Source organism: Ruegeria sp. CDSB013 (assembly GCF_059611165.1).
On record NZ_JBXWPA010000010.1, the window covers coordinates 147,580 to 171,223 of the forward strand.

Genomic DNA, 23,644 nt, shown 5'->3' on the forward strand with positions numbered 1-23,644 from the left:
TTCCGTGGACTATTATGGTTGAAGTGTATCGCGCGAAAAGGAAATGGCAAAAGCAATGAGCGGACAAAAACCTGTGACCCCCTCTCCGGACGGGCTGGCGGCCTCGGTCAAAGCGGCCAAAACCAGGGGTTTACCCCCTGTTCACCTGTGGAATCCTCCGTTTTGCGGCGATCTGGACATCCATATCGCAAAAGATGGGTCTTGGACTTATTTAGGGTCGCCGATCAACCGGTTCGAGCTTGTGAAGCTTTTTTCCTCAATTCTTAAGGAAGAAGACGGGAAATACTACCTTGTGACCCCGGTGGAAAAGGTGGGAATCACTGTCGAGGATGCGCCCTTTGTGGCCGTGGATTTTGACGCGGCAGGCGAGGGTCAGGCCCAAGTACTGACATTTACGACCCGTGTTGGTGATACCGCGATAGCTGGTCCTGATCACCCGATCCGGATTGTCATCAATCCCGAAACAGACGAGCCGTCACCTTACGTATTGGTTCGCGCAAATCTTGAGGCGCGCATAGATCGCAAAAGCTTTTATCGTCTTGTGGACATCGCAACGCACAAAGATGGCTGGTTTGGCGTCTGGTCCAGTGGGCAGTTTTTCCCGCTTATCCGGTCGGACAGCCTGACCGACTAGGCCGGTTTTGCGACCCGACGATCCTGTGCCAGAACAACAGCCATTGCCACGACCCCTGCACCCAGCGCTCGGGTCCAGTTCCACTCTTCGCCCAGCACCAGCATGATCAGCATCACGTAGAAGGGGGCGACATTGATGTGAAAGGACGTAAGCGCGACGCCCAGTTTGCCAATCGATGCGACAAACAGGATCTGGCTGAGCGCCATGGAAATCAGCGAATAGATCGCCAGCATCCCAATTTGACGCGTGTCGATAGAAATGGACGGCACGATATCCATGCCCAGATGATGTGCGCCGGCCATCAGGATGGTTGCCATGAAGAACCCGCCAACAAATGTGACCGCTGCGCGCCCGGTCTGGCTTAATTCGGGGAAATCTCGCGAGGTTGCCTGGCTACCCCAGCAAAACAGGGCTGTCGCTGCAACGGCACAGGCCGCGCCCAAACCCAACTGTGCCGGGGCTACCGCGCTGGTGGCGATCAATCCACCCACTACCGAGATCAGAACCCCAACAGCAAAATTCCACTTGAGTCGCCGAGTACCAGACGCAAGTTCCAGCAATGTCGCAATCAATGGCGCGCATGAGGCAATGATGGCCGTTGTGACCGGGTCCATCAGTTTTTGCGCCACGATCAGCAGAAACATCCCCAGACCGATGCCAAACCCGCCGACAACAAACGCATGTCCCCAACGGGCGCGCAGAACCCGTTCCGGGCCATCTATCATGACCCAAATCGGGAGTAGAAACGCAACAGCCATGGCCATGCGCGCAACCAACAGCGCAACTGGCGGCCATGTCTGCAACAGCACCTCGGCCGCCGGAAACCCAGCCGCCCACGTCAGCATGGATGCCACTGCCAAGCCGTTGCCGGACAAGGCCGAATTTTGCCCGGCAGACGCAGAAAGGGCGTTCCCGCGCGCGGGGTTTGGGCTCATCGCCATAATGTTCGAACCTTTTGTTGGCACGGCGTTCTGAAATGATTCGCCGCGTTGCCCAGACCCTCGCTGATTCAGTCAGGCCGATCTGGTCGAATTTCGACAAACTGTCGTTTTCGGTCTCTTTCGTTAAAAACGCCTCGCGGATAAGATCAGCGCACCAGCTATCAAAAGGCTTCCGATGCCAAAATTCGCGGCCAATATCTCCCTGCTCTTTGCCGAGCTTCCCTACCTGGACCGGTTTCAGGCCGCCGCAGAGGCCGGGTTCATGGCGGTTGAAATTCTGTTTCCCTACGACCTGGCCGCCAAAGAGACACACCGCGCGTTGCTGGCCAACGGTTTGGATCTGGTGCTGATCAATGCGCCTCCACCCAATTACACCGGCGGCGATCCCGGTTATGCCGCTGTTCCCGGTGGTGAAGGCCGGTTCCAGTCGGATATCCGCCGCGTTTTGCGCTATGCTCAGGTTCTGCGCCCGGGGCTGATCCACATCATGTCAGGTTATTCCTCGGGACCGGACGCGTTTGAATGCATGGTGCACAACCTGCAATGGACGGCCGACCTTGCACCGCACCAACAATTTACGATTGAACCGCTCAACCCCGTGTCTCAGCCCGATTACTTCCTCAACGATTACAACCTGGCTGCTGACATCCTGGACCGTGTGGATCGCCCGAATGTCGGCCTGCAATACGACAGCTTTCACGCCCATATGATCCATGGAGATGCGCTGGCTGTTTGGGAACAGTTTCATCCAAGGGTCGTACATGCCCAGGTCGGAGCCGCCCCGGACCGCTCTGAACCGGGACGCGGTCCGACGGATTTCGCTCAGCTTTTTAACGCTATGACGGCGTCGGGATATTCCGGTTGGGTTAGCGCCGAATACACACCGTCAACATCCAGAACCGTGCACTCATTGGGCTGGATGTGACGCCAGATTCCCTATTCCGTCTGGCAATCAGGGGGAAAATATCTAAAACCGGGGCATCGCGACCTTAAGGATGCCCGAAATGATCCCTGCCCGCTTGGCCCACGCTGTATTCGGACTGATCATGTCCGGCCTCATGTCCTGTATCGTCACTGGCATCGCCACGGTCAAAGCTGTCGGTTTCGGACCGTCCACATTTGGTGACTGGATGGGTTCCTGGGCTTTTTGCTGGCCCATCGCCTTCGCCGTCATCCTAACCCTTGGACCAACAGTAAAACGTATGGTCGAGGGGTGGGTCAGACCGCAAGACTGACCCGCTGCAAAGAGGGCCCGCCGGGCCTGATGAGCAGCGCCGCCCGCTTGATGAATTTCTAGTGCGCCTCAGCCCAGTTGGCGCCTTGCCCGGCATCCACGCTCAGCTTCACATCCAGCTTCACAGCTGGATCAGATGCGCCTTCCATCACGTCGCGTGCGACATCGATCAAAGAGTCCACCGCATCCTCGGCGACTTCGAACAGCAATTCGTCATGCACCTGCAGCAGCATCTTGGCGGGCAGACCATTGATCGCATCTGGCATCCGCACCATCGCGCGCCGGATTACATCCGCCGCCGTTCCCTGAATCGGTGCATTGATCGCCGCCCGGCGCGAGAACCCCGCATGCGGCCCCTTGGCATTAATCTCGGGTGTATGAATTTTACGTCCGAACAAAGTCTGCACATAGCCATGCTCTTTGGCAAAGGCGACAGTGTCGTCCATATACTTGCGAATACCCGGGAAGCGTTCGAAATAACGGTCGATGAACCCCTGTGCCTCGGCCCGCGGAATGCGCAGATTGCGCGCCAGCCCAAAGCCTGAGATGCCGTAGATTACACCAAAGTTGATCGCCTTGGCCTGACGGCGGATATCCGGCGTCATCTCGTCCAGCGGCACATCGAACATCTCGGACGCGGTCATGGCGTGAATGTCCAGCCCGTCGGAAAACGCCTGTTTCAGAGCCGAAATATCGGCGATATGCGCCAGAATGCGCAGCTCGATCTGGCTGTAGTCGAGGCTGACCAGCACATTGCCTGGTTCGGCTATGAACGCCTCGCGAATGCGCCGACCCTCCTCGGTACGCACCGGAATGTTCTGCAGGTTCGGATCGGTCGAGGCCAGACGCCCCGTATTCGCCCCCGTGATGGAATAAGACGTATGCACCCGGCCCGTATCTGGATTGATATGGGTCTGCAGCGCATCGGTGTAGGTCGATTTCAGCTTGGACAGTTGCCGCCAGTCCAGTACTCGGCGTGGCAATTCATGCTCGGTCGCGAGGTCTTCGAGAATGTCAGCCCCGGTCGAGTATTTTCCGGTTTTCCCCTTCTTGCCGCCTTCCAGCCCCATCTTGTCGAACAGAATCTCACCAAGCTGGGCAGGAGAGCCAACATTGAAATTCTCGCCCGCCAATTCGTGGATATCAGCCTCTAACCCTGCCATTTTCTGGGCAAATGCGTTGGACATCCGGCTCAGAACATCGCGGTCGACCTTGATGCCGTGCATCTCCATCTCGGCCAGAACCGGCACCAGCGGACGTTCGAGCGTTTCATATACCGTTGTCACCTGCACCTGATGCAGTTGCGGTTTGAACAGCTTCCATAGGCGCAGAGTGATGTCGGCATCTTCAGCGGCATAGGCGGTCGCCTCATCAATCGGCACCTTGTCGAAAGTGATCGCCGATTTACCCGAACCCAGCAGCGGTTTGATCGGGATCGGCGTGTGATTCAGATAGCGTTCGGACAAAGTATCCATACCATGCCCATGCTCACCCCCATGCATCGCGTAGGACATCAGCATCGTGTCATCGATCGGCGCAACATTCACGCCATAGCGGGCGAAAATCTTGGCGTCGTATTTCATGTTCTGCCCGATTTTCAGGATCGACGGGTCCTCGAGAATCGGCTTCAGCAGCGTCAGCGCCTCTTCCAACGGTAGCTGCCCCTCGGCCAGCGCGTCTGAACCGAACAGATCGTCGCTGGCGCTTTCCCGGTGGATCAGCGGGATGTAACACGCCTCGCCCGGCTCAACCGACAGGGAGATGCCGACAAGATCAGCTATCATTTCATTTAGGCCGGTGGTTTCCGTATCCACGGCGATCCAGCCGCGCTCATACGCCTGATCTATCCATTTCTGCAGCGCACCCGCATCTCGCACGCATTCATATTTGGACGCGTCGAACGGGATGGTCTCGGCCTCGACCTCCTCAGCAGCCGGCGCAGGCGCGTCGGCGATTACCGGGGCTTCGGCTCCCAACTTGTCTGCGATCCGCTTGGTGAGCGTGCGAAACTCCATATCGGCCAGAAAGCCCAACAAAGTGTCCGGCTCGGGGTCTTTCACCTCAAGATCGTCGAGGGTGAAGTCCAGCGGTGTGTTCTCGTCCAGTTGCACCAGTTTCTTCGACAGCTCGATCTGGTCGCGCTTTTCAATCAGGGTCTGGCGACGCTTGGGCTGTTTGATCTCTTCTGCGCGGTCCAGCAGCGTTTCCAGATCACCGTATTCGTTGATCAACAGGGCGGCCGTCTTGACCCCAATGCCTGGAGCCCCGGGAACGTTATCGACGCTGTCGCCAGCCAGTGCCTGTACATCAACCACGCGTTCAGGGCCGACACCGAATTTCTCAATCACGCCATCGCGGTCGATGCGCTTGTTCTTCATCGCATCCAGCATTTCGACACCGCCGCCAACCAGCTGCATCAGGTCCTTATCCGAGCTTACGATGGTCACACGCCCGCCCGCCTCACGCGCCTGCACCGCAAGGGTCGCGATGATGTCGTCGGCCTCGTACCCCTCCAACTCTTTACAAGCGATGTTGAAGGCTTTCGTCGCTTCGCGTGTCAGGGGCATCTGCGGGCGCAGGTCCTCGGGCATCGCTTCGCGGTTGGCCTTGTAGAGGTCATACATATCGTTGCGGAACGTGTGCGAGCCTTTGTCGAAGATCACCGCCACATGGGTCGGTGCGTCCGGGCCGGCGTTCCCTTCAACATATTTCTGCAACATGTTGCAAAAGCCAGAAACTGCACCAATCGGCAGTCCGTCCGACTTTCGCGTTAGTGGCGGCAGCGCGTGGTAGGCCCTGAAAATAAAGGCCGATCCGTCAATCAGATGCAGGTGACACCCTTTTCCGAAATTGCTCATGCGCGCGCTCCGTTCTGGTTGGAAACGGTTCTGCCACAGGCCCGCGCGGGTGGCCAGCAAAGAAGGTGGTCAATCCACACAAGAGGCCGGAAAACTGTTCCGGAACGTCAACGCAGGCCGTCAATCACGCGACGCGGAATTCCTGCCCGGTTCTGTCCCAGATCAGTCCCACACGCTCGGCGATGCCGTTCATCTGCTTGTGCAGCGACCGGTCGTTCAATCTGCGGCTCAATGTACGCAATGGAATTAGATTGCGCTCTCCGTAACCATCGATCAGCAGAAACATCCGGGTTTGATTGCGCAGCCCGTAGACAATGTTGGTCTCGTGAATATCGCGGGCAACAATTTGAAGCTTAAACAGTTTTTGGGCAAAGCTGTTCAATTCACTCAGAACATCAGCGCTCAGCGTTCCATCCTCGCACAGCTTCGCAAGGGGACGTGCGAGCTGTCCGTCATCGGATTCGATCCGTTCCACAATTATCGCCGGGCCAATGTCGGTTTGCGCTATGCCAAAACATCGCGCCAAGGGCAGGTGCTCGATGTCGGTGCCGCTTTTCAACGACGCCTTCATCTCACCCTCGATTTCCTTCAGCGCATTGCGAAAAACAGAATCGGGCAGAAGCCGCCGGATCAGCCGTTTTGAAAAAGATCGGTTGGGCCGTTTGCGCGGGCGCGTCACCTTTATCAATAAGTGCGATTGCCCTGGACAGGCATACACGTCTCGATGTCCGCCGCTGGCAATCGGGTCCTGATCGGACACCCGCAAAAGCTGCACTGCAAAAAGCATCCGGCCTCCGAATTTATTGCGCGTCGTGCTCCGACAGTACGTATTTGCAATCGCAATACGGGCACTCGACCCAGCCGGTATCTTCGGGGATCTGCAACCAAACGCGCGGATGACCCAATGCGCCTTCGCCGCCGTCACAGGCGACACGTGCGGTTTCGACGAACTTGGTTTCCGGTGCATCAAGTGTCACGGCTGGCGATCCTTCATTGGTTGTCGGCCTCGCGGGCATGCATTAGGTGCGTTTATGAGCGATGAGCAAACCGGGGGCAAGGGTCTCATGACCGATGCGGCAATCAGGATCGATGGACTGCGCAAGACCTATCGCGGCGGCAAGGGCCAGCCCGAGAAACAGGCACTGAAGGGCATTGACCTGAGCATTCCACGAGGTTCGGTGTTTGGCCTGCTGGGCCCGAACGGGGCCGGTAAATCGACCCTGATCAACATTCTGGCTGGTCTGGTGGTGAAATCGGCCGGGTCAGTGTCGATCTGGGGGTATGATCAGGACCGCAACCCACGCCAGTCCCGTTCCGCGATTGGCGTGATGCCACAAGAGCTGAACCTTGACCCGTTTTTTACCCCCCGCGGCGCGTTGGAGGTGCAGGCCGGTTTGTACGGCGTACCCAAATCCGAGCGCCGTAGCGATGAGATCCTTGAACTGGTCGGCCTCAGCGACAAGGCCGAAGCCTATGCCCGTACCCTGTCGGGTGGCATGCGGCGGCGGTTGCTGCTGGCCAAGGCGCTGGTGCATCACCCCAAGATTCTGGTGCTGGATGAACCGACGGCAGGCGTGGATATCGAACTGCGCCAGATGCTCTGGACAAATGTGCGCAAGCTGAACGATCAGGGCATGACCATCATCCTGACCACGCATTACCTGGAAGAAGCGCAGGAAATGTGTGACGAGATTGCCATCATCAATCACGGTGAGAAAATCGCGCAGGACAGCACCGCCAACCTGCTGGGCCGAATGGACAGCCGTACCATGGTCATCGTGCCCGACAGCCCGGTCATCGATCTACCCGCAACCGAAGGGGTCGAGGCCGCCTTGCGCGACGATGGCAACCTAGTGCTGCAATATCGCAGCGCCCAAACCAACGCCGAGCAAGTTCTGGAATCCGTCCGCGCAGCCAATATCCGCATTAGCGACGTCCGCACTGAAGAGGCTGATCTAGAGGATGTGTTCCTCGCCTTGACGTCTAGCCGCACAGGGGACACCCCGGCGGCTGATCCGGATCAGCCGCGCCGGGGGATGCATAGGGTTAAGCTTTAGTCTCGGTCGATTCGGGCCTGATAGCAGTTGTTTCGCGCGGATCGGACGTGGATGTAGGCCACATCTGGTCGGGCAAAGATATCTCTGACTTTTGCACCGATCTGATCCGTGGGCGTGATCGCCCCGGTGCCATAGACGATGCGATTATCTGTGCCATAGCCCTTAATAAGGTAGTCGGGCGACGAGGTCAGAATCTCGGGCAGGTCTTGCCCTTCGTATCGCTCACAGAGTGCCGCACACAGAAAGATCGGCCCGGTTTCAGCATATGGATGTGTCTCTAAAAAGGGCCTGTGGGCCAAGACCAGCATTTCTTCGCCCTCGGGAATATTCTGCAAACAATGGCGACACGGGTTTCCGGCACCCGTGGAAACGGCCCGTTCTGGCGTTGCGCCATAAGCATCCGGGTGACCGGCCTGAAGGGCGCGTACGTCGTCGGTGGGTAATGCGGTGATTTTGAACATTTTGGGTCTCCTTTTTCCCGACACTGCCCATCGGACCAAACCCAATCGACCCGTTTCCTGCGCAAAGGACTCGAAAAAGAACAAAACGTGAATATAATACGGATTCGTCATGTATGCCGAGCTGTCGATCACGTCGAACTTCACCTTCCTCACCGGGGCGTCCCACCCCGAGGAGTATATGGAGCGTGCCGTGACCCTGGGCCTGCCCGCCATCGCCATCGCTGATGACAACTCGGTCGCCGGGATCGTCCGCGCCCATACGCAGGCGCGCGAGATCACCCGCAAGGTGCGCGAACGGCTTGAGTGGGAGGCGCAGAACACGTCCGTAGGCCCACCCTGCCCCGATCACATCCCCAAACCGCCCTCGTACCCGATCCACGCGGTGCCCCGTCTGATACCGGCGGCACGGCTGATCTTTACCGACGCACCCACGGTTACCGCCCTGCCCCTGAACCGGCAGGGCTGGGCCAATCTATGCCGCATCCTGTCCAAGGGCCGTCTACGCGCCGAAAAGGGCGACTGCATCCTGCACTTGTCCGACCTGCTGGAGTTTTCTGACGGTCTCCACCTACTGCTGTGGCCACAAACGGCCCGGTCTCAGGGCGGCGCGGGCGGCTGGCGGATACAAGCGCAACAGCTGACGCGCCGCTTTGCCGGGCGGGTGCATCTGTTGATGCATCCCCGGTATGACGGCACAGATGGCGTATATTTCTCTTTATTAGAGACTGAATCAAAACAACTCGGCATCCCCACACTCGCCAGCGCCACGCCGATGATGCATCACGGCACGCGCCGCAAACTGGGGGATGTGCTGACCGCCATCCGCCTGCGCCGCAAGGTCGATGAGCTGGGCCGCGAGGCGCTGGCCAATGGCGAACAACGCCTGCGGTCCGAGGCCGAGATGCTGCGCATCTTCAAAGGTTATGAGGGGGCCGTTGCCCGCGCGCATGAACTCAGCGAACAGCTCACATTCTCGCTGGACGAGCTGCGCTATGAATATCCCAGCGAGGGTAGCGAACAGGAAACCCCAACCCAGCGCTTGCATCGGCTGGCGCATGAAGGGTTGAAATGGCGCTATCCGGCAGGCGCCTCCGCGAAAGCGCAAAAGATGTTGGCGCATGAGCTCACCCTGATCGGTAAGCTGAAATACGAACCCTATTTCCTGACCGTCCGCGACATCGTTCATTTTGCCCGCTCGCGCGACATCCTCTGCCAGGGGCGCGGGTCGGCGGCCAATTCGGTGGTCTGTTTCTGCCTCGGCATCACTGAGGTCAGCCCCGAGATGGGCACCATGGTTTTTGAGCGCTTCGTGTCCGAGGCGCGGGATGAGCCCCCTGATATCGACGTCGATTTCGAACATGAACGCCGCGAAGAGGTGATTCAGCACATCTATGACCGCTATGGCCGCGAACGCGCCGGCCTTTGTGCCACGGTCGTGCATTATCGCGGCAAACGCGCCATCCGCGAGGTTGGCCGCGCGATGGGGCTGACCGAAGACACGATCTCGGCTCTGTCTTCGCAGCTCTGGGGGTTCTTTTCCGCCTCTGGCCTTGAAGCCCAGCGCATGCGTGAAATCGGCCTCGATCCCGAGGATCGCCGTCTGAAACAGACTCTAATGCTGGTCTATGAGATCGATGGTTTCCCCCGTCACCTGTCGCAGCATGTCGGCGGTTTCATCATCACCGAGGGGCGCTTGGACGAGCTTGTCCCCATCGAGAACGCCACGATGGAGGACCGCACGGTCATCTGCTGGGACAAGGACGACATCGACTCTTTGGGTATTCTGAAGGTCGATGTCCTCAGCCTCGGGATGCTGACCTGCATCCGCAAGGCGTTCGACCTGATCGGCCAGCACCATCAGACCAGCTATACGCTGGCAACCCTGCCGCCCGAGGACCCGGTGGTCTATGACATGCTCTGCAAAGCAGACTCTATTGGGGTGTTTCAGGTGGAATCACGGGCACAGATGAACTTTCTGCCCCGGATGCGGCCCCGCAATTTCTATGATCTGGTGATCGAGGTCGCCATCATCCGCCCCGGTCCAATTCAGGGCGACATGGTCCACCCCTATATTCGCCGCCGGAACGGAGAGGAGGAAGTCAGCTTCCCCTCGGACGAATTGGGCGAGGTGTTGGGCAAAACGCTGGGCGTGCCGTTGTTTCAGGAACAGGCGATGCAGATCGCCATCGTCGGTGCGGGTTTCACCCCGGAACAGGCGGACCGGCTGCGCCGTTCGCTGGCGACGTTCAAGAAACACGGCAATGTCAGCGAATTCCGTGCGCTGTTCCTGCGCGGGATGAAACGCAACGGGTATGAACAGGACTTCGCCGAACGCTGTTTTTCCCAGATCGAAGGCTTTGGCTCTTACGGGTTCCCCGAAAGCCACGCGGCCAGCTTTGCGCTGCTGGTCTACGCCTCGGCCTGGATCAAATGCCACCACCCGGGCATCTTCGCCTGCGCGCTGCTGAACTCGCAGCCAATGGGATTCTATGCCCCCGCCCAGATCGTGCGGGATGCGCGCGAGCACGGGGTGCAGGTGCGCCCGGTCTGCATCAATGCCAGTTTCTGGGACAATGTGATGGAGCCTGACGGCCAGGGCGGGCTGGCCCTGCGGCTGGGCTTTCGCCAGATCAAGGGGCTGAGCGAGGAAGACGCCAGTTGGCTCACCGCCGCGCGTGGCAACGGCTACCATCAGGTCGACGATGTCTGGCGCCGTGCCGGGCTGGGGCCCTCGGTGATCGAACGGCTGGCCGAGGCCGATGCTTTTGCCGCCTGCGACCTGACGCGGCGCGAGGCGTTGTGGCAGGCCAAGGCGATTGCCACCGCCAAACCGCTGCCGCTGTTCTCGCAGGATCTGGAGGGCGAGGCACTGGATGAACCCGAAGCATATCTGCCAAAAATGACGCTGGGTGAGCAGGTGGTTGAGGATTACGTGGCCACCCGCCTCAGCCTCAAGGCGCATCCCGTCGCCCTGCTGCGGCATATTCTGACACCGGACCCGCGCGACAAAACCACGCCTGTCGCATGACTGCAGTACGAGATATTGCCCCTAAATAGAGTCGAAATCGGACCACCCCAATGAGCAGACCCACCCTGCCCCCACGCTTTCCCGCGACGCCAGATCAGATCAACGCGCAGGTCCGCACCTTTTACGCCCGCGTGCGTGAGGACGCGACACTGGGACCGGTCTTCAACAAACATGTCCACGATTGGCCCGCACATGAGGAGAAGATCGCCGCGTTCTGGCGCAACGCGATTTTGTTCGAGCGCAGTTATGACGGCAACCCGCAACGAGTCCATATCGAGCGGCCCGACGTAAAGCCCGAGTTCTTCGCCCATTGGCTGGACCTGTTCGAAGAGGTCGCAACCCAAACGCTGCCCTCTGAAACCGCGACTCCTTGGGTCGCGCTGGCCCGTCGCATCGGGGTGGGAATGAAAGCGGGCGTGCAATCCGCACGCCAACCCAAGGACGCACCACCGATCCTGCGATGATCCCGCGTCATGGCGGCCATGCAATGTTAGCGGTAAATTAGGGGCTATGCGCGCCACCAAAATGAGTTTACTCAAAGGCAAGCCACCCGCGCACTTGCGGTGTGATGGCACAGTCACAACACCGATACATCACCCGGGGCCACAAAGATGAGCACTCAGAACTCCACCCTCCGGGGACTCGGCTATGCGTTTTTGGGCTTTGCGGTCTTTGCCAGCCATGACGCATTGATCAAGGCGCTTGGCGGCGTCTACTCGGTGATGCAGATCATCTTTTTCGCCACGCTGTTCTCGTTTGTGCCGATGGCCGTCACGATTCTGACCGACCGGACAACCGGGAACTTTCTGCCCCATCACCCATGGCTGGTGTTGCTGCGATCTGGCCTGATGGTCACCGCGATGTCCTGCGCGTTTTACTCCTTTTCCGTATTGCCGCTGGCCGAGGTTTACTCGCTGCTATTTTCCTTCCCGCTGATCGTGACAGTCCTGTCGATCCCCATTCTCGGCGAAGTGGTCCGCGCCCAGCGTTGGGCCGCCGTAGGCGTGGGCTTGATCGGCGTTCTGATTGTCCTGCGTCCAGGCGCAACGGATATCACGCTGGGCCATCTGGCCGCCCTGACAGCTGCCTTTTGCAGCGCCTTTGCATCCGTACTGGTACGCAAGATCGGAAATGAAGAACGTTCGGCGGTGCTGATCCTGTACCCCATGCTGTTGGCAATCGCCGTGATGAGCCTTGCACAACCCGTTGTCTATCAACCGCCATCCTTGCTGCATCTGGCGATGATGGCATTGGTAGGCGTATTCTCGGTCATCGCCCAGCACCTGATCATTCTGGCCTATCGCGCGGCACCCGCCGGAGTTATTGCCCCCAGCCAGTATAGCCAGATCATCTGGGCTACGATCTTTGGCATGGTCTTCTTTGGTGAACGCCCGGATATCTGGGTTGCGGTGGGCGCCAGCATCATCATCGCATCCGGCATCTATGTGGTCTGGCGCGAAAGCCGGATCAACACCACCTCGGCCAACACCCCGGTTCTGCGCGTGCGATCACCTCGGTCAGATACCGGGGCAACGCGGCCGGGGGAATAAGAAACGGCGCGCTGTTTAGCGCGCCGTAATAGCGTTTTCCGAAGGTTTAGACCCTTAGTAAAGGACCACAGACCGGATGCTTTCGCCTTTGTGCATCAGGTCGAATCCGTGGTTGATGTCGTCCAGACCCATTGTATGAGTGATCATCGGGTCGATCTCGATCTTGCCCTCCATGTACCAGTCGACAATCTTGGGCACATCGGTCCGGCCCCGCGCGCCGCCAAATGCAGTGCCGCGCCACGAGCGGCCAGTGACCAGCTGGAATGGGCGGGTCGAGATTTCGGCCCCAGCCGGCGCCACGCCGATAATGATCGATTCACCCCACCCTTTATGTGCCGACTCCAGTGCTGCGCGCATCACGCCGACATTGCCGGTGGCGTCAAAGGTGTAGTCCGCGCCGCCTTTGGTTAGGTTGACCAGATAAGGCACCAGATCGCCTTCAACCTCGGACGGGTTGACGAAATCGGTCATGCCGAACTTGGTAGCCATTTCGACCTTTGACGGGTTCAGGTCGACGCCGACGATCTGGTCCGCTCCGGCCAGACGCAGGCCTTGAATGACGTTCAGGCCGATGCCGCCCAGACCAAACACGATGGCACGGCTACCGATCTCAACCTTGGCAGTGTTGATGACGGCACCGATGCCGGTGGTGACGCCACAACCGATGTAGCAGATCTTGTCGAAGGGCGCGTCCTCACGCACTTTGGCCAGCGCGATTTCCGGCAGAACCGTGTGGTTCGCGAAGGTTGAACAACCCATGTAGTGCAGGATCGGATCGCCATCCAAGGTCGAAAACCGCGAGGTTCCGTCGGGCATCAAGCCCCGGCCTTGGGTTTCGCGGATCGCCTGACACAGGTTGGTCTTGGGGTGCAAACAGTATTCGCACTCACGACATTCAGGCGTGTAGAGCGGGATCACGTGATCACCCGGTTTCAGGCTGGTCACACCTGGGCCCACTTCAACCACAACGCCTGCGCCTTCATGGCCCAGAATCGCCGGAAACAGGCCTTCGGGGTCAGCGCCCGATCGGGTGAATTCGTCGGTGTGGCAGAGGCCGGTGGCTTTGATCTCGACAAGAACCTCGCCCGCCTTGGGGCCTTCGAGGTTCACATCCATCACTTCCAAAGGTTTGCCCGCCTGGACGGCGACGGCGGCACGGGTACGCATGGTTGTTGTCTCCCTGTCTTATTTGCCCCGACCCTGCGTCAATTGCAGGGCATTTTCAACTGCGCTTTGGTGACAGGTTGGCTAATTGTTTGATATTGCAGTAACGACATTGTCAGAAGGAGAAACGCCAATGCACCGATTTATTCCCGCTCTGGTCCTGCTGGCAGCCTGCGCCGAGACGACCGCGCCTGTTGCAACACCTGCGTCGACGGACGCCGCCTCGGTTGATCTGGCCTTTTGCCAGGGCGAAGCTTTTGCCGATTCCATTGGCCAACCGGTGTCGACCATTCAGGGCCAGCTGCCCGAACGCTCGCGCGTTCTGGGCCCCGATGACATCGCCACACAGGATTACCGCATCGACCGGCTGAACGTTTATGTGACCGGTTCGGGGATCATTCAGCGCCTGACCTGCGGGTAGTACACATTTTGGCAGTGCCTCATCAGCTCTGAACGGAGTTCTTTACTTCTCCGCTTCGAAGATGCGAACAACCCGAATACCTAGGTAAGGTCTCCTGCGATCCAAAGTCGGGCGTATACGAGACGCTGGACGCAACCCATCCATGGCGGTATTGAACGCCCCGCCTTTGGCGACCACGCGCTCGCAAGAACTTTGCTGTTTTGAGAGCGACAGGTAGGCACTACTTGTTGGCAAGCCTAAATGCTCTTCCGTCCACCAAGACAGGGTAATCTCATCAACATTGCCCGACATATGGCGAACACCCCACGCATTGGCGGCGTCAAGGTCTTCAACCGGAACCAGAATTCGTCGGTTCTTGAGCGCAGGTAGTGTTACTTCGCGCCCGCGCAGATGCTCTGTCGTCCTTCTCGAAAAGTTCGCCTGATCAGCAGTCAGTTCGTCCCCTTGCGCGAACCTAGTTTCCGTCCCGGCGCGGGCGGCGTATTCCCATTCTGCCTCGGTTGGTTAACGATAAACCTCCTCGCCAACCAGCGAGTTCAACCACGCCGTGTATTCCAGCGCATCCAGATACGACACATTAATCACCGGATGACTCGGACCCAGTTTCTTATGACCGGACAGCGTAAGCGCGCTGTGCTCTTGCACGTGAGAGCAACCACCATCGTCAACACAGGCCATCCACTCCGCGTGCGTGATTTCGTTTCGACCAATCGCATAGGGAATATCCATCTCGACCCGATGGCGAGGATGCTCATGGGGTATAATGTTGACCTCATCCGGTCCGCGCACACCGATATAGCCGTCCTCGCCATAAAACGTGAACCGGTTACGGGATTCGCCGGGGATGGCCCCCATCATGAATGAACCAGGAGGCATGACGATCATTTCGGGGCAATCTTCACATTCCTGAAAACGCTCAAGCGGATTTCCGATAGGCCCTCTCGTCGGCGTGGCACTTTCTGCCGCGGCCTTCGCGGTACATACCGCTCCCCAGATCACAAGCAATGAAACGGAAAGAAATGCCGCACGATAGAAAATCATCTCTTTTTTAAGTTCCTGAACGGGGGTGAACTGCGCCCATTGGCTGGCAAATTTGAATCACGCCATAGGGAAAATTGCAACTTGATCACCGCCTTTTTCGGCTGGGTCGCTCTCGACTCAATAGGCGATTCTGCGATAAGAACAAAGTGAGAACATTTTGATGTCTGCCGATGCCGAAACGCCGAATACTCTCATTGTGGTTCCCCCGTCTGGGGGCTGAACGGCTGATCCGTGCTGCGCGGGGGCTGCATGCTGGCCCTCTGGCCGTGGTTGCGGAACAGTCAAACATGCAGGTGATTACCTCGCTGAACGTGGAAGCGCAGGCCGCCGGTCTGCGTGTGGGTCAACCCGTGCGTGATGCCCACGCCATGTGTGCAGCCCTGATCACGCGACACCGCAACGCCCCGGGTGAGGCCGCGTTTCTAACCGCGCTGCGCCGTTGGGCCGGCAAGTTCAGCCCCTGGGTGGCCGAAGAGGCCCCGGACGGGCTGGTCGTCGATCTGTCAGGCTGCACGCATCTGTTCGGCGGGGAAGAGGCACTACTGAGCGTCATTGAAACCGACTGTGCAGATATGGGGCTAAGCGTGCAGATGGGCATCGCCGACACGCTGGGCGCGGCCTGGGCGCTGGCGCGGTATGCAGGGCAAGAGGCCACATCAGATCGCAACGGTGACGCCATCAGCCAAGAGGCCCGTGCAACCCGCGCGCGTGCAGGGAAACGGCGGCACTGGACCAAGGGCGGGGCCGCGCCGCAAGTGATGGCTCTGGGCGGTGGCGCGCGGATCGCAGCACCAGGGCAATCTTATGGCGCGCTCAGCCCCCTGCCGATTGCGGCGCTGCGCCTTGAGGATCAGGTAGTCGCACAACTAAACCGACTGGGTCTGCGCCGGATCGGCGATCTACTGGGCCAGCCGCGCGCAAGTTTGGCGCGGCGATTTGGGCGAGGGTTAGTTCTGCGATTGGATCAGGCGATGGGCAGCGCCCCCGAGCCGGTCTCGCCCGCACGTCCGCCCCATCACTTTGCGGTGCGGATGACCCTGCCCAATCCGATCGGCCTGATCGAGGACGTGATGGCCGCCATCGACCGAGTCTTGCCCACGCTGTGCGCGAAGCTGGAAGAGAAGGCGCGTGGCGTCCGCACCCTGCGGCTTGAGGCACATCGCGCCGATCAGGCGGCTGAGATCATCGAGGTTGGTTTGGCTCGGCCCACTTACGACAAACACCGCATTCGTCCTTTGTTAGAGATGAAAATTGATAAGATCGACGCAGGCTATGGCATCGACATGCTGCGGCTTGAGGCGATCCAGACCGAGCCCATCCACACCCGCACAGTGGCCGGTCACGCCGAGGCGCGCCGCGTGGCCCGCAATCGGCTGGAGGGCAACACAGCCGTGGATGACCTGATCGGCAAGCTAGGCGCACGTGTCGGGCTGGACGTGATCACCCGGCGGCACCCGGCAGCCTCACATATCCCCGAAAAAACCGCGCAGACGTTGGCGGCGGCGTGGTCGGAACCCGCCCGTGACTGGCCTGCCCCGTCGCGCCCGCGTCCGTTGCAGATGTGGCAGCCCGAGCCGGTGATGGCCGCTGAAGCCCCGGATGTTCCAGCCGCCTTTCGGTGGCGCGGGCGCGACTGGCAGTTGGCACAGGCCACCGGTCCGGAACGGATCGCACCCGAATGGTGGCTGGACGATCCCAACTGGCGCAGCGGCGTGCGGGACTACTGGGTGGTTGTCACCGAACAGGGTGAGCGGCTGTGGCTGTTTTACGGCCATGGCGGCACGATGTCGGCAGGCTGGTTCTGTCACGGGCAGTTTGGGTAGAACGCCAGATCAGAGTCTATTTTCCGCGGTAAATCAGCCAATCCGGCAGGTAATCCAGCAAACGGATAACCCAAGAGAACGGTGCCGGGAAATCGGTGCGGAACCGGCGACGTGACATCGCCCTGACCACCCGGTCCGCCGCGTCCTCGGGTGTCATCAGCATCGGCATCTTGAAAGCGTTCTTTTCGGTCAGCCGGGTCTTAATGAAGCCTGGATTGACGATCCGCACGGTTACCCCCGTGCCGGCCAGATCAAATCGCATCGTTTCAGCCAGAGAGACCAGCGCCGCCTTGCTCGCCGCATACCCAACCGCAGCCGGAAGCCCGCGATAACCAGACAAAGACCCGATCAGCGTGATGTCACCCCGACCCGCGCGCACAAACCCGGGCACCGTCTCGCCCAAAACGCGCAGCGCGCCAAGATAATTCACGTCTGTCATCGACAGAACAGCATCGGTGTCCCAATCGGCTGATTTCATCGGCTCATAGGCCCCGGCATTGTAAACCAGACCATCCACCCCCCCGACCTCTGCCACGGCGCTGCGCACAGCCTTCAGGTCGGTCACGTCGAACGGCACCGCCCGCGCATTCGGAAGGGTTTCGCAGATCTCGGCCAGTCGTGCCGCATTGCGCGCCGACAGGACCAGATGTGCCCCCTGACGGCTTAGCGCCTGAGCCAAGGATCGGCCCAGGCCCTCGCTGGCGCCAACAATCCAAATAGTTTTTCCGTCAAAACTGTTCATGCTTGGGCTATCCGCACTGTCGGGAACACATGATCCGGACATTGGTTTCGTGTTTTTAAGACATGTTAGGGATTCTACGATCAGGTACCAAAGCTGGATCACGTGACTGCACCAAAAATCGGGCAGACTTTACGAAGTAACGCACGTTCAAAAAAAGTCCAACGTGATTGATCCGTACCCGCAACTAGTACGTAATCCTTTTTAAATGTCTCACTAAGGGGATCACATGTTCGACGAACCACGGGGCTCACGCAAGAAAATCGCAATTGTAGGTGCAGGCATTTCGGGTCTATCCGCCGCTTACTATTTATCCGAAGACAACGACGTAACGATCTATGAGGCCCAGCCCCGGCTGGGCGGTCATGCCCGGACGGTGATGGCGGGCAAGAACGGTGATCAGCCGGTCGACACCGGGTTTATCGTGTTCAACTATGCCACCTACCCGAACCTGACAAAATTGTTCGACGAACTGAACGTCCCCGTCATTCAAAGTGAGATGAGCTTTGGCGCGACGATCGACAATGGTCGCCTCGAATACGGGCTGAACAATCTGCGCACTCTGACCGCGCAAAAGCGTAACCTGATGCGGCCGGCCTATTACAAGATGATCTCTGACATCCTGCGCTTTGGCAAAGAGGCGCCAGGGGCAGCCAAGGACGATGACACCACAATTGGGGAACTGATTGATCAACTGAGACTGGGCCACTGGTTCCGCCACAACTATCTGATGCCCATGTGCGGGGCGATCTGGTCCACCCCCGTTGAATTCATTGACCGTTTTCCCGCGCGGTCGCTGGTACAGTTCTTTCAAAACCATGCTTTGCTGGCCGGTGATCGAACCAAACAACACCAGTGGTGGACGGTCAAAGGCGGCAGCATCGAATATGTCCGCCGCATCGAGGCCTCTCTGCGCGCCCGCGGTTGTGAAATCCGCGTTGCTGCTCCGGTTCAGAACGTTCAGCGGAATGAGTTGGGCGTAACTGTACATAGCGAAGGTCAGGCCGATCTGTATGATGAGATCATCCTCGCCACCCATTCCGACCAGTCACTGGCCATTCTAGGCGACAGCGCCACACCCGAGGAAAAAGCCGCCCTCGGTGCAATCAAATACCAACCTAACAAGGCCGTTTTGCATTGCGACCCGGGCCAGATGCCCAAAAGGCGGGCCTGCTGGTCCAGCTGGACCTATCGGTCGCAAGCCGGAAATGTCGGCGTCACCTATTGGATGAACAGGTTGCAGAACATTCCGGACAGCGATCCGATGTTTGTGACGCTCAATGTCTCGGCAGATATTCCCGCGGACAAAATCTATGACGAGGTCGAGTTTGCCCACCCGGTATTCGATCAGGCAGCCCTGAAGGCACAAGGCCAAATTCGCGAGATGCAGGGACAGAACAAAACGTGGTTTGCCGGCGCATACAACCGGCACGGTTTTCACGAGGACGGGATTGCCAGCGCGATGCATGTTTTCGAGCGATTGAATGGCACCCCGCAAACCATCGGAGCTGACAATGGCGTTCTGGATAAAGACCAGGTCATCCCTGTCGCGGCAGAATAGTCCATTCTGGCGCGCTATTCTTCTTTCATTGACTTTGCTGGCCCCAAGCGGGCTGGCAGCGTCAACCGTATCGAATGCTTTGCCGAGTGCCGAATTGCGCGGCTCGGCAACGTTCCGGTATCTGGGCCTGCCGATTTATGACGCCAAGCTGTTTACGCCCGGTGGCGCCCCGTTCAGCTGGAGTGAGGATTTCGGTTTGCAGCTGACCTACCGCAGGAACATCAAGCAGAAGGCTTTGATCGAATCCACGCTTGATGAAATGACACGGCAGGGCAACAGCGGGCTTACACAGGCCAATCTGGGACAGTGCTTTGAGGCCGTCAGCAAAGGTGATGTTTATCTGGCTGTTTCGGATGGGCCGAACAAGGTTGGTTTCTGGCTCAACGGGCGCAAAACCTGCAACCTGACTGGGCAGGGCATCAAAAATACATTCATGTCGATCTTTCTTGGCGACAGCACTAGATCGGCAAGCTTTACGCGCCAGTTGAAGGGGCAATGATGCTGTATCCACGGGTCAGCCTCTATGCGCTGATGCTCGCGGCAGCGGGTATCCCCCTCTATATCCACCTGCCGCGCTTTGCAGCCGTCAACCTTGGGATCAGCCTTGGCGTCATCGGCACCGTTCTGCTGGTGATCCGACTGGTGGATCTGGTGCAGGACCCGCTGATTGGCTGGGCGATTGACCGCTGGCCGGGTGGCCAGCTGGCATTCGCCGCTGTGGCCGCAATTGGGCTGGCCATGGGCTTCCCGCTGCTCTTTGCTCTTCCAGAAGGCGCAAGCGTGACATCGCTGATCCTGATCCTAATCCTGCTGTTCTCGGCCTATAGCCTTGGAACCATTCTGCTTTATGGGCGCAGCGCGACACTGGCTAAAGCACCGGACACGAAAGAGTTGATGACACTGGCAGCCTTCCGTGAAGGTGGACAACTGGCCGGGGTTGTCATCGCCGCCAGCGCGCCCGCGCTGTTTGTGGCTTTCGGGGCCGGTGCGCAGGGATATCCAGCCTTTGGCCTGTTCCTGGGCGTCCTGTCGATCGTCACCATCGCGGTGACCTTTCCGATGTGGCGGCGGACACCGATTACGGGTGCGGGCCTGTCTTTCACCGGATTGGGTCAGGCCGGGGCGCTGCGCCTTCTGGCGCTGGCTCTGGTCAACAGCCTGCCGGTCGCCATCACCTCGACCCTGTTTCTGTTTTTCGTCGAGGACCGGTTGCAACTTCCGGGCAAGGCGGGTCCCTTGCTGATCCTGTTCTTCCTCAGCGCCGGGGCCAGTGTGCCGCTTTGGGCCAAGCTCAGTAATCGCATTGGCCCAAAACAGACCCTAATTATTGCAATGCCGCTGTCTATTGCCAGCTTCATAGGTGCCGCGATGTTGCCGTCAGGCGAACTTCTGGGCTTTGCCCTGATTTGTCTTGCCTCTGGCGCGGCGCTCGGGGCTGACATGGTGGTCCTGCCTGCCATGTTCTCGGTCGTTTTGACCCGCGCTGGCCTGAATGCGTCAGCTGCGTTCGGTATCTGGTCCTTTGCTGGCAAACTGGGCCTTGCGCTGGCCGCCTTCTTTACATTGCCCCTGCTGGAACGCAGCGGTTTTACACCTGGTCAATCGAATACCGCCCAAGCCCTGGACACACTCAATCTGGCTTATGCGGTACTACCCTGCATCCTGAAATTTGGTGCGTTTGGCATGGTCCTGACGTTGCCCACGGAGGTCTCAGCCAAATGAAAACGCTTGTTGTTTTACTGTTCGCCGCTCTCGCTTTGTTTATCGCCAAGAACCGGTTCCTGAGCTTCCGGTCGCAAACACCGGCCGACTACGCCGGCACTGGGCCTGCATTCAAAATGAAAGAGGTACTGAGCGGAGAGATCCTGTCCGAAGGGCTGATCTATGGGCCGAACGGCAAGATGTCGAACAGTTTTGTCGCCCGTATGGTTGGGAAATGGGATGGAAACACCGGCACGTTGGCCGAGCATTTCACCTATTCCAACGGCAAACAGATGACACGCAAGTGGTATCTGACGCTGGGCACCGGCAATACGTTCACCGCCACGGCGGATGACATCGTCGGCGAAGGTCATGGAACAATTTCAGGATCAACTGTCAAACTTACCTACCGCATTATTCTTCCCGAGGATGCCGGTGGGCACACTTTGGACGTCACCGACTGGATGTACCTGACCGAAAACGGTATAATCATGAACCGGTCCGAGATGCGCAAGCTCGGCATTAAGGTCGCTGAATTGATTGCCACGATGCGTCCCGCGCCCGAGGTCAAATCCGCTCATGTCCCCGGCTCAAACGGCTATGATGCGGACGCAGAGCAAAGGCCGCTGCAATGATCTCGCGCCGGGTTATTGTCGCTGGTCTGGCAGTCATCGGTCTTGCGGTTCTAACCGCCTGTTCTGCCAAACCGCGTATTCCCAAGACCTTTCTGTCAGACCGGCTGCTGAACCTTGAAGAGTTTTTTGAAGGGAAAACCGTCGCTTATGGTCAGTTTCAGGATGTTCTGGGCAACGTACCGCGCCGATTTACGGTGGATATCGACGGAACGTGGGATGGTGAAACCCTGACCCTGGTTGAGGATTTCGTCTATGATGACGGCGCCACCGAACAGCGTGTCTGGACGCTAACCAAGGCGGGCGAGGACACCTGGACCGGCACGGCCCCCGGCGTTCTTGGAACCGCCAGCGGTGTCGAACGCGGCGATACGTTCAACTGGACATACAAGATCGACCTACCGATCAAAGAAGGCACCATGCGGGTCAACTTTGACGACTGGATGTGGCTGCTGGACGATGACCGTCTGCTGAACCGAGCCTATGTCTCGCGTTATGGCGTCCGGCTGGGCGAGGTCATTCTGTTCTTTGAGAAGAAATAAGCTAGCATCTAAAGAAAAGGGCAGGTCCGAAGACCTGCCCTTAAACTTTGTGGTTTAGCTCAACTTAGAAGTTGAACTGCGCACCGAAGTCAGCGCGGATGCGCCCGTCCTCGTCACCCGTTTTGATTTCGCCGATACCACCACGCAGCGATGCACCGCCGCCCAGGTCGTAGATGGCGCCAATTCCGATATTGCGGGTATCGTTGTCAGCGGAACCGTCACCGTAAGCAAACTGCAGGGTGGTTGCAGCGCCGAGGTCGTATGCCAGCGACAGACCGTATGCGGTGCCGTTCTCGGCGTCATCAACAACGTCATCGTCAGCTACGAACAGTGTACCCGAGAAGTCACCGAATTCTGCGCCCAGGGTCAGAACGGTCAGCGACTGCTTTTCGCTGCTGCTGTTCACGTTCGCCTTGGTCTGACCATAAGCCAGAGCGGCAGTGATGTTGTTGAATGTGTAGGTTGCGCTGATGTCCCAACGGTCTGCGTCTTGCGGAACACCGTCCAGAGCAACAGTTGCCTGGTCATATGACGCGCCAAATGCGAAATCGCCAATTGCGTACTGGAAGAACACGGCATTCGCGCCCGAACCGGTCGAGGTGTACTCCAGGAAGCTGTAGTCAACGCCCGAATACTGACCTAGGAACTCTTCCAGGCCCGGTTCGTTACCGAAGTAGTTTGCCAGGTTGTCGAAAGAACCCGCAACGTTGCCGGCGTCAACACGCAGACCACCGTAGATGACAGAGAAGCGTGCGCCGTTCAGGCCCGCGCTGTTCTGTTCGCCGTTGCCGGAATCGTCATCAGCCTGCAGACGAACACGTGCCTGGAACTCAACGCCGCCATCGGTTTCTGCGGTGCCGTCGATGTTCAGACGGAAGCGCGAGACCAGGATGGTGTTGTCGGTGTCGACGGTCGCGGTGCCGGCGCTGGTAACTGCGCCGGTTGCCGGATCAACGGTGAAGTTGTCAACAGTACCGGTACGGTCTTCCTGATATCCAATACCAAAACGGCCGTAGCCGCTGAATTTAACATCCGCGGCAGCAACGCTTGCGGTTGCGATCAACGCGGTCGATGCAATGAGGAGATTTTTCATGGTAAACCCATAAGATTTGAGAGGAGTGTAGCCGCCAAAGCGACTGTTGGCCTATTCGAACAATTTCCGAGCACACGCAACGATTTCGCAGCATTTCTCGTGGCGCACACTGGGCACTTGTTGCATCTTTGCAAATGCAGAAAATGCCGACAGTCCAATTTCCC

General features: G+C 58.7%; 22 protein-coding genes and 1 pseudogene. 14 read left to right on the forward strand and 9 right to left on the reverse strand.

Annotation, left to right across the window (positions count from 1 at the left end):
• Positions 1–55 precede the first annotated feature (55 nt).
• Positions 56–634 carry a DUF1285 domain-containing protein gene (locus AC2FJF_RS17075; RefSeq protein WP_496726450.1) on the forward strand — a complete coding sequence of 193 codons (579 nt, stop codon included), beginning with the start codon at positions 56–58 and terminating at the stop codon, positions 632–634.
• Here the strand turns inward: AC2FJF_RS17075 and AC2FJF_RS17080 are convergent.
• Positions 631–1,569, reverse strand: coding sequence for a DMT family transporter (locus tag AC2FJF_RS17080; RefSeq protein WP_496726451.1), 939 nt, complete (start codon positions 1,567–1,569; stop codon positions 631–633). The two genes, AC2FJF_RS17075 and AC2FJF_RS17080, sit on opposite strands and share 4 nt — an antisense overlap.
• 181 nt (positions 1,570–1,750) lie before the next feature.
• On the opposite strand from AC2FJF_RS17080, the gene AC2FJF_RS17085 reads away from it, so the two are divergent.
• Together AC2FJF_RS17085 and AC2FJF_RS17090 are read left to right on the forward strand one after the other, a co-directional pair.
• Positions 1,751–2,500 carry a hydroxypyruvate isomerase family protein gene (locus tag AC2FJF_RS17085; RefSeq protein ID WP_496726452.1) on the forward strand — a complete coding sequence of 250 codons (750 nt, stop codon included), beginning with the start codon at positions 1,751–1,753 and terminating at the stop codon, positions 2,498–2,500.
• Positions 2,501–2,579: 79 nt separating this feature from the next.
• The gene (locus tag AC2FJF_RS17090) at positions 2,580–2,810 is read left to right on the forward strand and encodes a DUF2798 domain-containing protein (protein ID WP_082637211.1); all 231 of its coding nucleotides are present in this window, start codon (positions 2,580–2,582) and stop codon (positions 2,808–2,810) included.
• A gap of 58 nt (positions 2,811–2,868) precedes the next feature.
• Here the strand turns inward: AC2FJF_RS17090 and polA are convergent, their stop codons facing one another.
• From polA to AC2FJF_RS17105, 3 genes are all read right to left on the reverse strand, one after another.
• Positions 2,869–5,667: a DNA polymerase I gene (polA, locus tag AC2FJF_RS17095; RefSeq protein ID WP_496726453.1), complete on the reverse strand. Its 2,799-nt coding sequence runs from the start codon at positions 5,665–5,667 to the stop codon at positions 2,869–2,871.
• 124 nt (positions 5,668–5,791) lie between these two features.
• Positions 5,792–6,454, reverse strand: a complete 663-nt coding sequence (locus AC2FJF_RS17100; protein ID WP_496726454.1) for a YrbL family protein — start codon at positions 6,452–6,454, stop codon at positions 5,792–5,794.
• 13 nt (positions 6,455–6,467) lie between these two features.
• Positions 6,468–6,644 carry a zinc-finger domain-containing protein gene (locus tag AC2FJF_RS17105; protein ID WP_108859985.1) on the reverse strand — a complete coding sequence of 59 codons (177 nt, stop codon included), beginning with the start codon at positions 6,642–6,644 and terminating at the stop codon, positions 6,468–6,470.
• Positions 6,645–6,731: 87 nt separating this feature from the next.
• Between AC2FJF_RS17105 and AC2FJF_RS17110 the strand changes: the two genes are divergently transcribed.
• A complete protein-coding gene (locus tag AC2FJF_RS17110) occupies positions 6,732–7,724 on the forward strand; it encodes an ABC transporter ATP-binding protein (protein ID WP_496726484.1) in 993 nt (330 codons plus the stop codon).
• On the opposite strand, the gene AC2FJF_RS17115 is transcribed toward AC2FJF_RS17110, so the two are convergent.
• A complete protein-coding gene (locus tag AC2FJF_RS17115) occupies positions 7,721–8,185 on the reverse strand; it encodes a DUF1203 domain-containing protein (protein ID WP_496726455.1) in 465 nt (154 codons plus the stop codon). The genes AC2FJF_RS17110 and AC2FJF_RS17115 overlap by 4 nt on opposite strands.
• Before the next feature lie 109 nt (positions 8,186–8,294).
• Between AC2FJF_RS17115 and AC2FJF_RS17120 the strand changes: the two genes are divergently transcribed.
• The 3 genes from AC2FJF_RS17120 (at position 8,295) to AC2FJF_RS17130 (ending at position 12,763) form a co-directional block, all read left to right on the forward strand.
• Positions 8,295–11,213, forward strand: coding sequence for an error-prone DNA polymerase (locus AC2FJF_RS17120; RefSeq protein WP_496726456.1), 2,919 nt, complete (start codon positions 8,295–8,297; stop codon positions 11,211–11,213).
• 50 nt (positions 11,214–11,263) lie between these two features.
• Entirely contained in the window at positions 11,264–11,677 is a 414-nt protein-coding gene (locus AC2FJF_RS17125) for a group III truncated hemoglobin (protein WP_496726457.1), read from the forward strand.
• Between the two features lie 147 nt (positions 11,678–11,824).
• Entirely contained in the window at positions 11,825–12,763 is a 939-nt protein-coding gene (locus AC2FJF_RS17130) for a DMT family transporter (protein ID WP_496726458.1), read from the forward strand.
• A gap of 54 nt (positions 12,764–12,817) precedes the next feature.
• On the opposite strand, the gene AC2FJF_RS17135 is transcribed toward AC2FJF_RS17130, so the two are convergent.
• On the reverse strand, positions 12,818–13,930 hold the full coding sequence (locus tag AC2FJF_RS17135) for an S-(hydroxymethyl)glutathione dehydrogenase/class III alcohol dehydrogenase (protein ID WP_496726459.1): 1,113 nt from the start codon (positions 13,928–13,930) through the stop codon (positions 12,818–12,820).
• Positions 13,931–14,060: 130 nt separating this feature from the next.
• On the opposite strand from AC2FJF_RS17135, the gene AC2FJF_RS17140 reads away from it, so the two are divergent.
• Entirely contained in the window at positions 14,061–14,348 is a 288-nt protein-coding gene (locus AC2FJF_RS17140) for an I78 family peptidase inhibitor (RefSeq protein WP_496726460.1), read from the forward strand.
• Between the two features lie 42 nt (positions 14,349–14,390).
• Here AC2FJF_RS17140 and AC2FJF_RS17145 read toward each other — a convergent pair.
• Positions 14,391–15,389: pseudogene (locus AC2FJF_RS17145) on the reverse strand (formylglycine-generating enzyme family protein).
• Positions 15,390–15,559: 170 nt separating this feature from the next.
• On the opposite strand from AC2FJF_RS17145, the gene AC2FJF_RS17150 reads away from it, so the two are divergent.
• Positions 15,560–17,212 (forward strand): DUF6504 family protein, encoded by a 1,653-nt coding sequence (locus AC2FJF_RS17150; RefSeq protein ID WP_496726461.1) that lies wholly within the window; start codon positions 15,560–15,562, stop codon positions 17,210–17,212.
• A gap of 16 nt (positions 17,213–17,228) precedes the next feature.
• On the opposite strand, the gene AC2FJF_RS17155 is transcribed toward AC2FJF_RS17150, so the two are convergent.
• Positions 17,229–17,954 carry an SDR family NAD(P)-dependent oxidoreductase gene (locus AC2FJF_RS17155; RefSeq protein WP_496726485.1) on the reverse strand — a complete coding sequence of 242 codons (726 nt, stop codon included), beginning with the start codon at positions 17,952–17,954 and terminating at the stop codon, positions 17,229–17,231.
• 226 nt (positions 17,955–18,180) lie between these two features.
• On the opposite strand from AC2FJF_RS17155, the gene AC2FJF_RS17160 reads away from it, so the two are divergent.
• From AC2FJF_RS17160 to AC2FJF_RS17180, 5 genes are read left to right on the forward strand one after another with little or no spacing between them, the layout of a single operon-like run.
• On the forward strand, positions 18,181–19,512 hold the full coding sequence (locus tag AC2FJF_RS17160; protein ID WP_496726462.1) for an NAD(P)/FAD-dependent oxidoreductase: 1,332 nt from the start codon (positions 18,181–18,183) through the stop codon (positions 19,510–19,512).
• Entirely contained in the window at positions 19,466–20,011 is a 546-nt protein-coding gene (locus tag AC2FJF_RS17165) for a hypothetical protein (protein ID WP_496726463.1), read from the forward strand. The genes AC2FJF_RS17160 and AC2FJF_RS17165 overlap by 47 nt, the downstream gene beginning before the upstream one ends.
• Entirely contained in the window at positions 20,011–21,234 is a 1,224-nt protein-coding gene (locus AC2FJF_RS17170) for an MFS transporter (protein ID WP_496726464.1), read from the forward strand. The genes AC2FJF_RS17165 and AC2FJF_RS17170 overlap by 1 nt, the downstream gene beginning before the upstream one ends.
• Positions 21,231–21,848 (forward strand): DUF3833 domain-containing protein, encoded by a 618-nt coding sequence (locus AC2FJF_RS17175; protein ID WP_496726465.1) that lies wholly within the window; start codon positions 21,231–21,233, stop codon positions 21,846–21,848. The genes AC2FJF_RS17170 and AC2FJF_RS17175 overlap by 4 nt, the downstream gene beginning before the upstream one ends.
• On the forward strand, positions 21,845–22,387 hold the full coding sequence (locus AC2FJF_RS17180; protein ID WP_496726466.1) for a DUF3833 family protein: 543 nt from the start codon (positions 21,845–21,847) through the stop codon (positions 22,385–22,387). The genes AC2FJF_RS17175 and AC2FJF_RS17180 overlap by 4 nt, the downstream gene beginning before the upstream one ends.
• Before the next feature lie 64 nt (positions 22,388–22,451).
• Here the strand turns inward: AC2FJF_RS17180 and AC2FJF_RS17185 are convergent, their stop codons facing one another.
• Entirely contained in the window at positions 22,452–23,480 is a 1,029-nt protein-coding gene (locus AC2FJF_RS17185) for a porin (protein ID WP_496726467.1), read from the reverse strand.
• Positions 23,481–23,644: the final 164 nt, after the last annotated feature.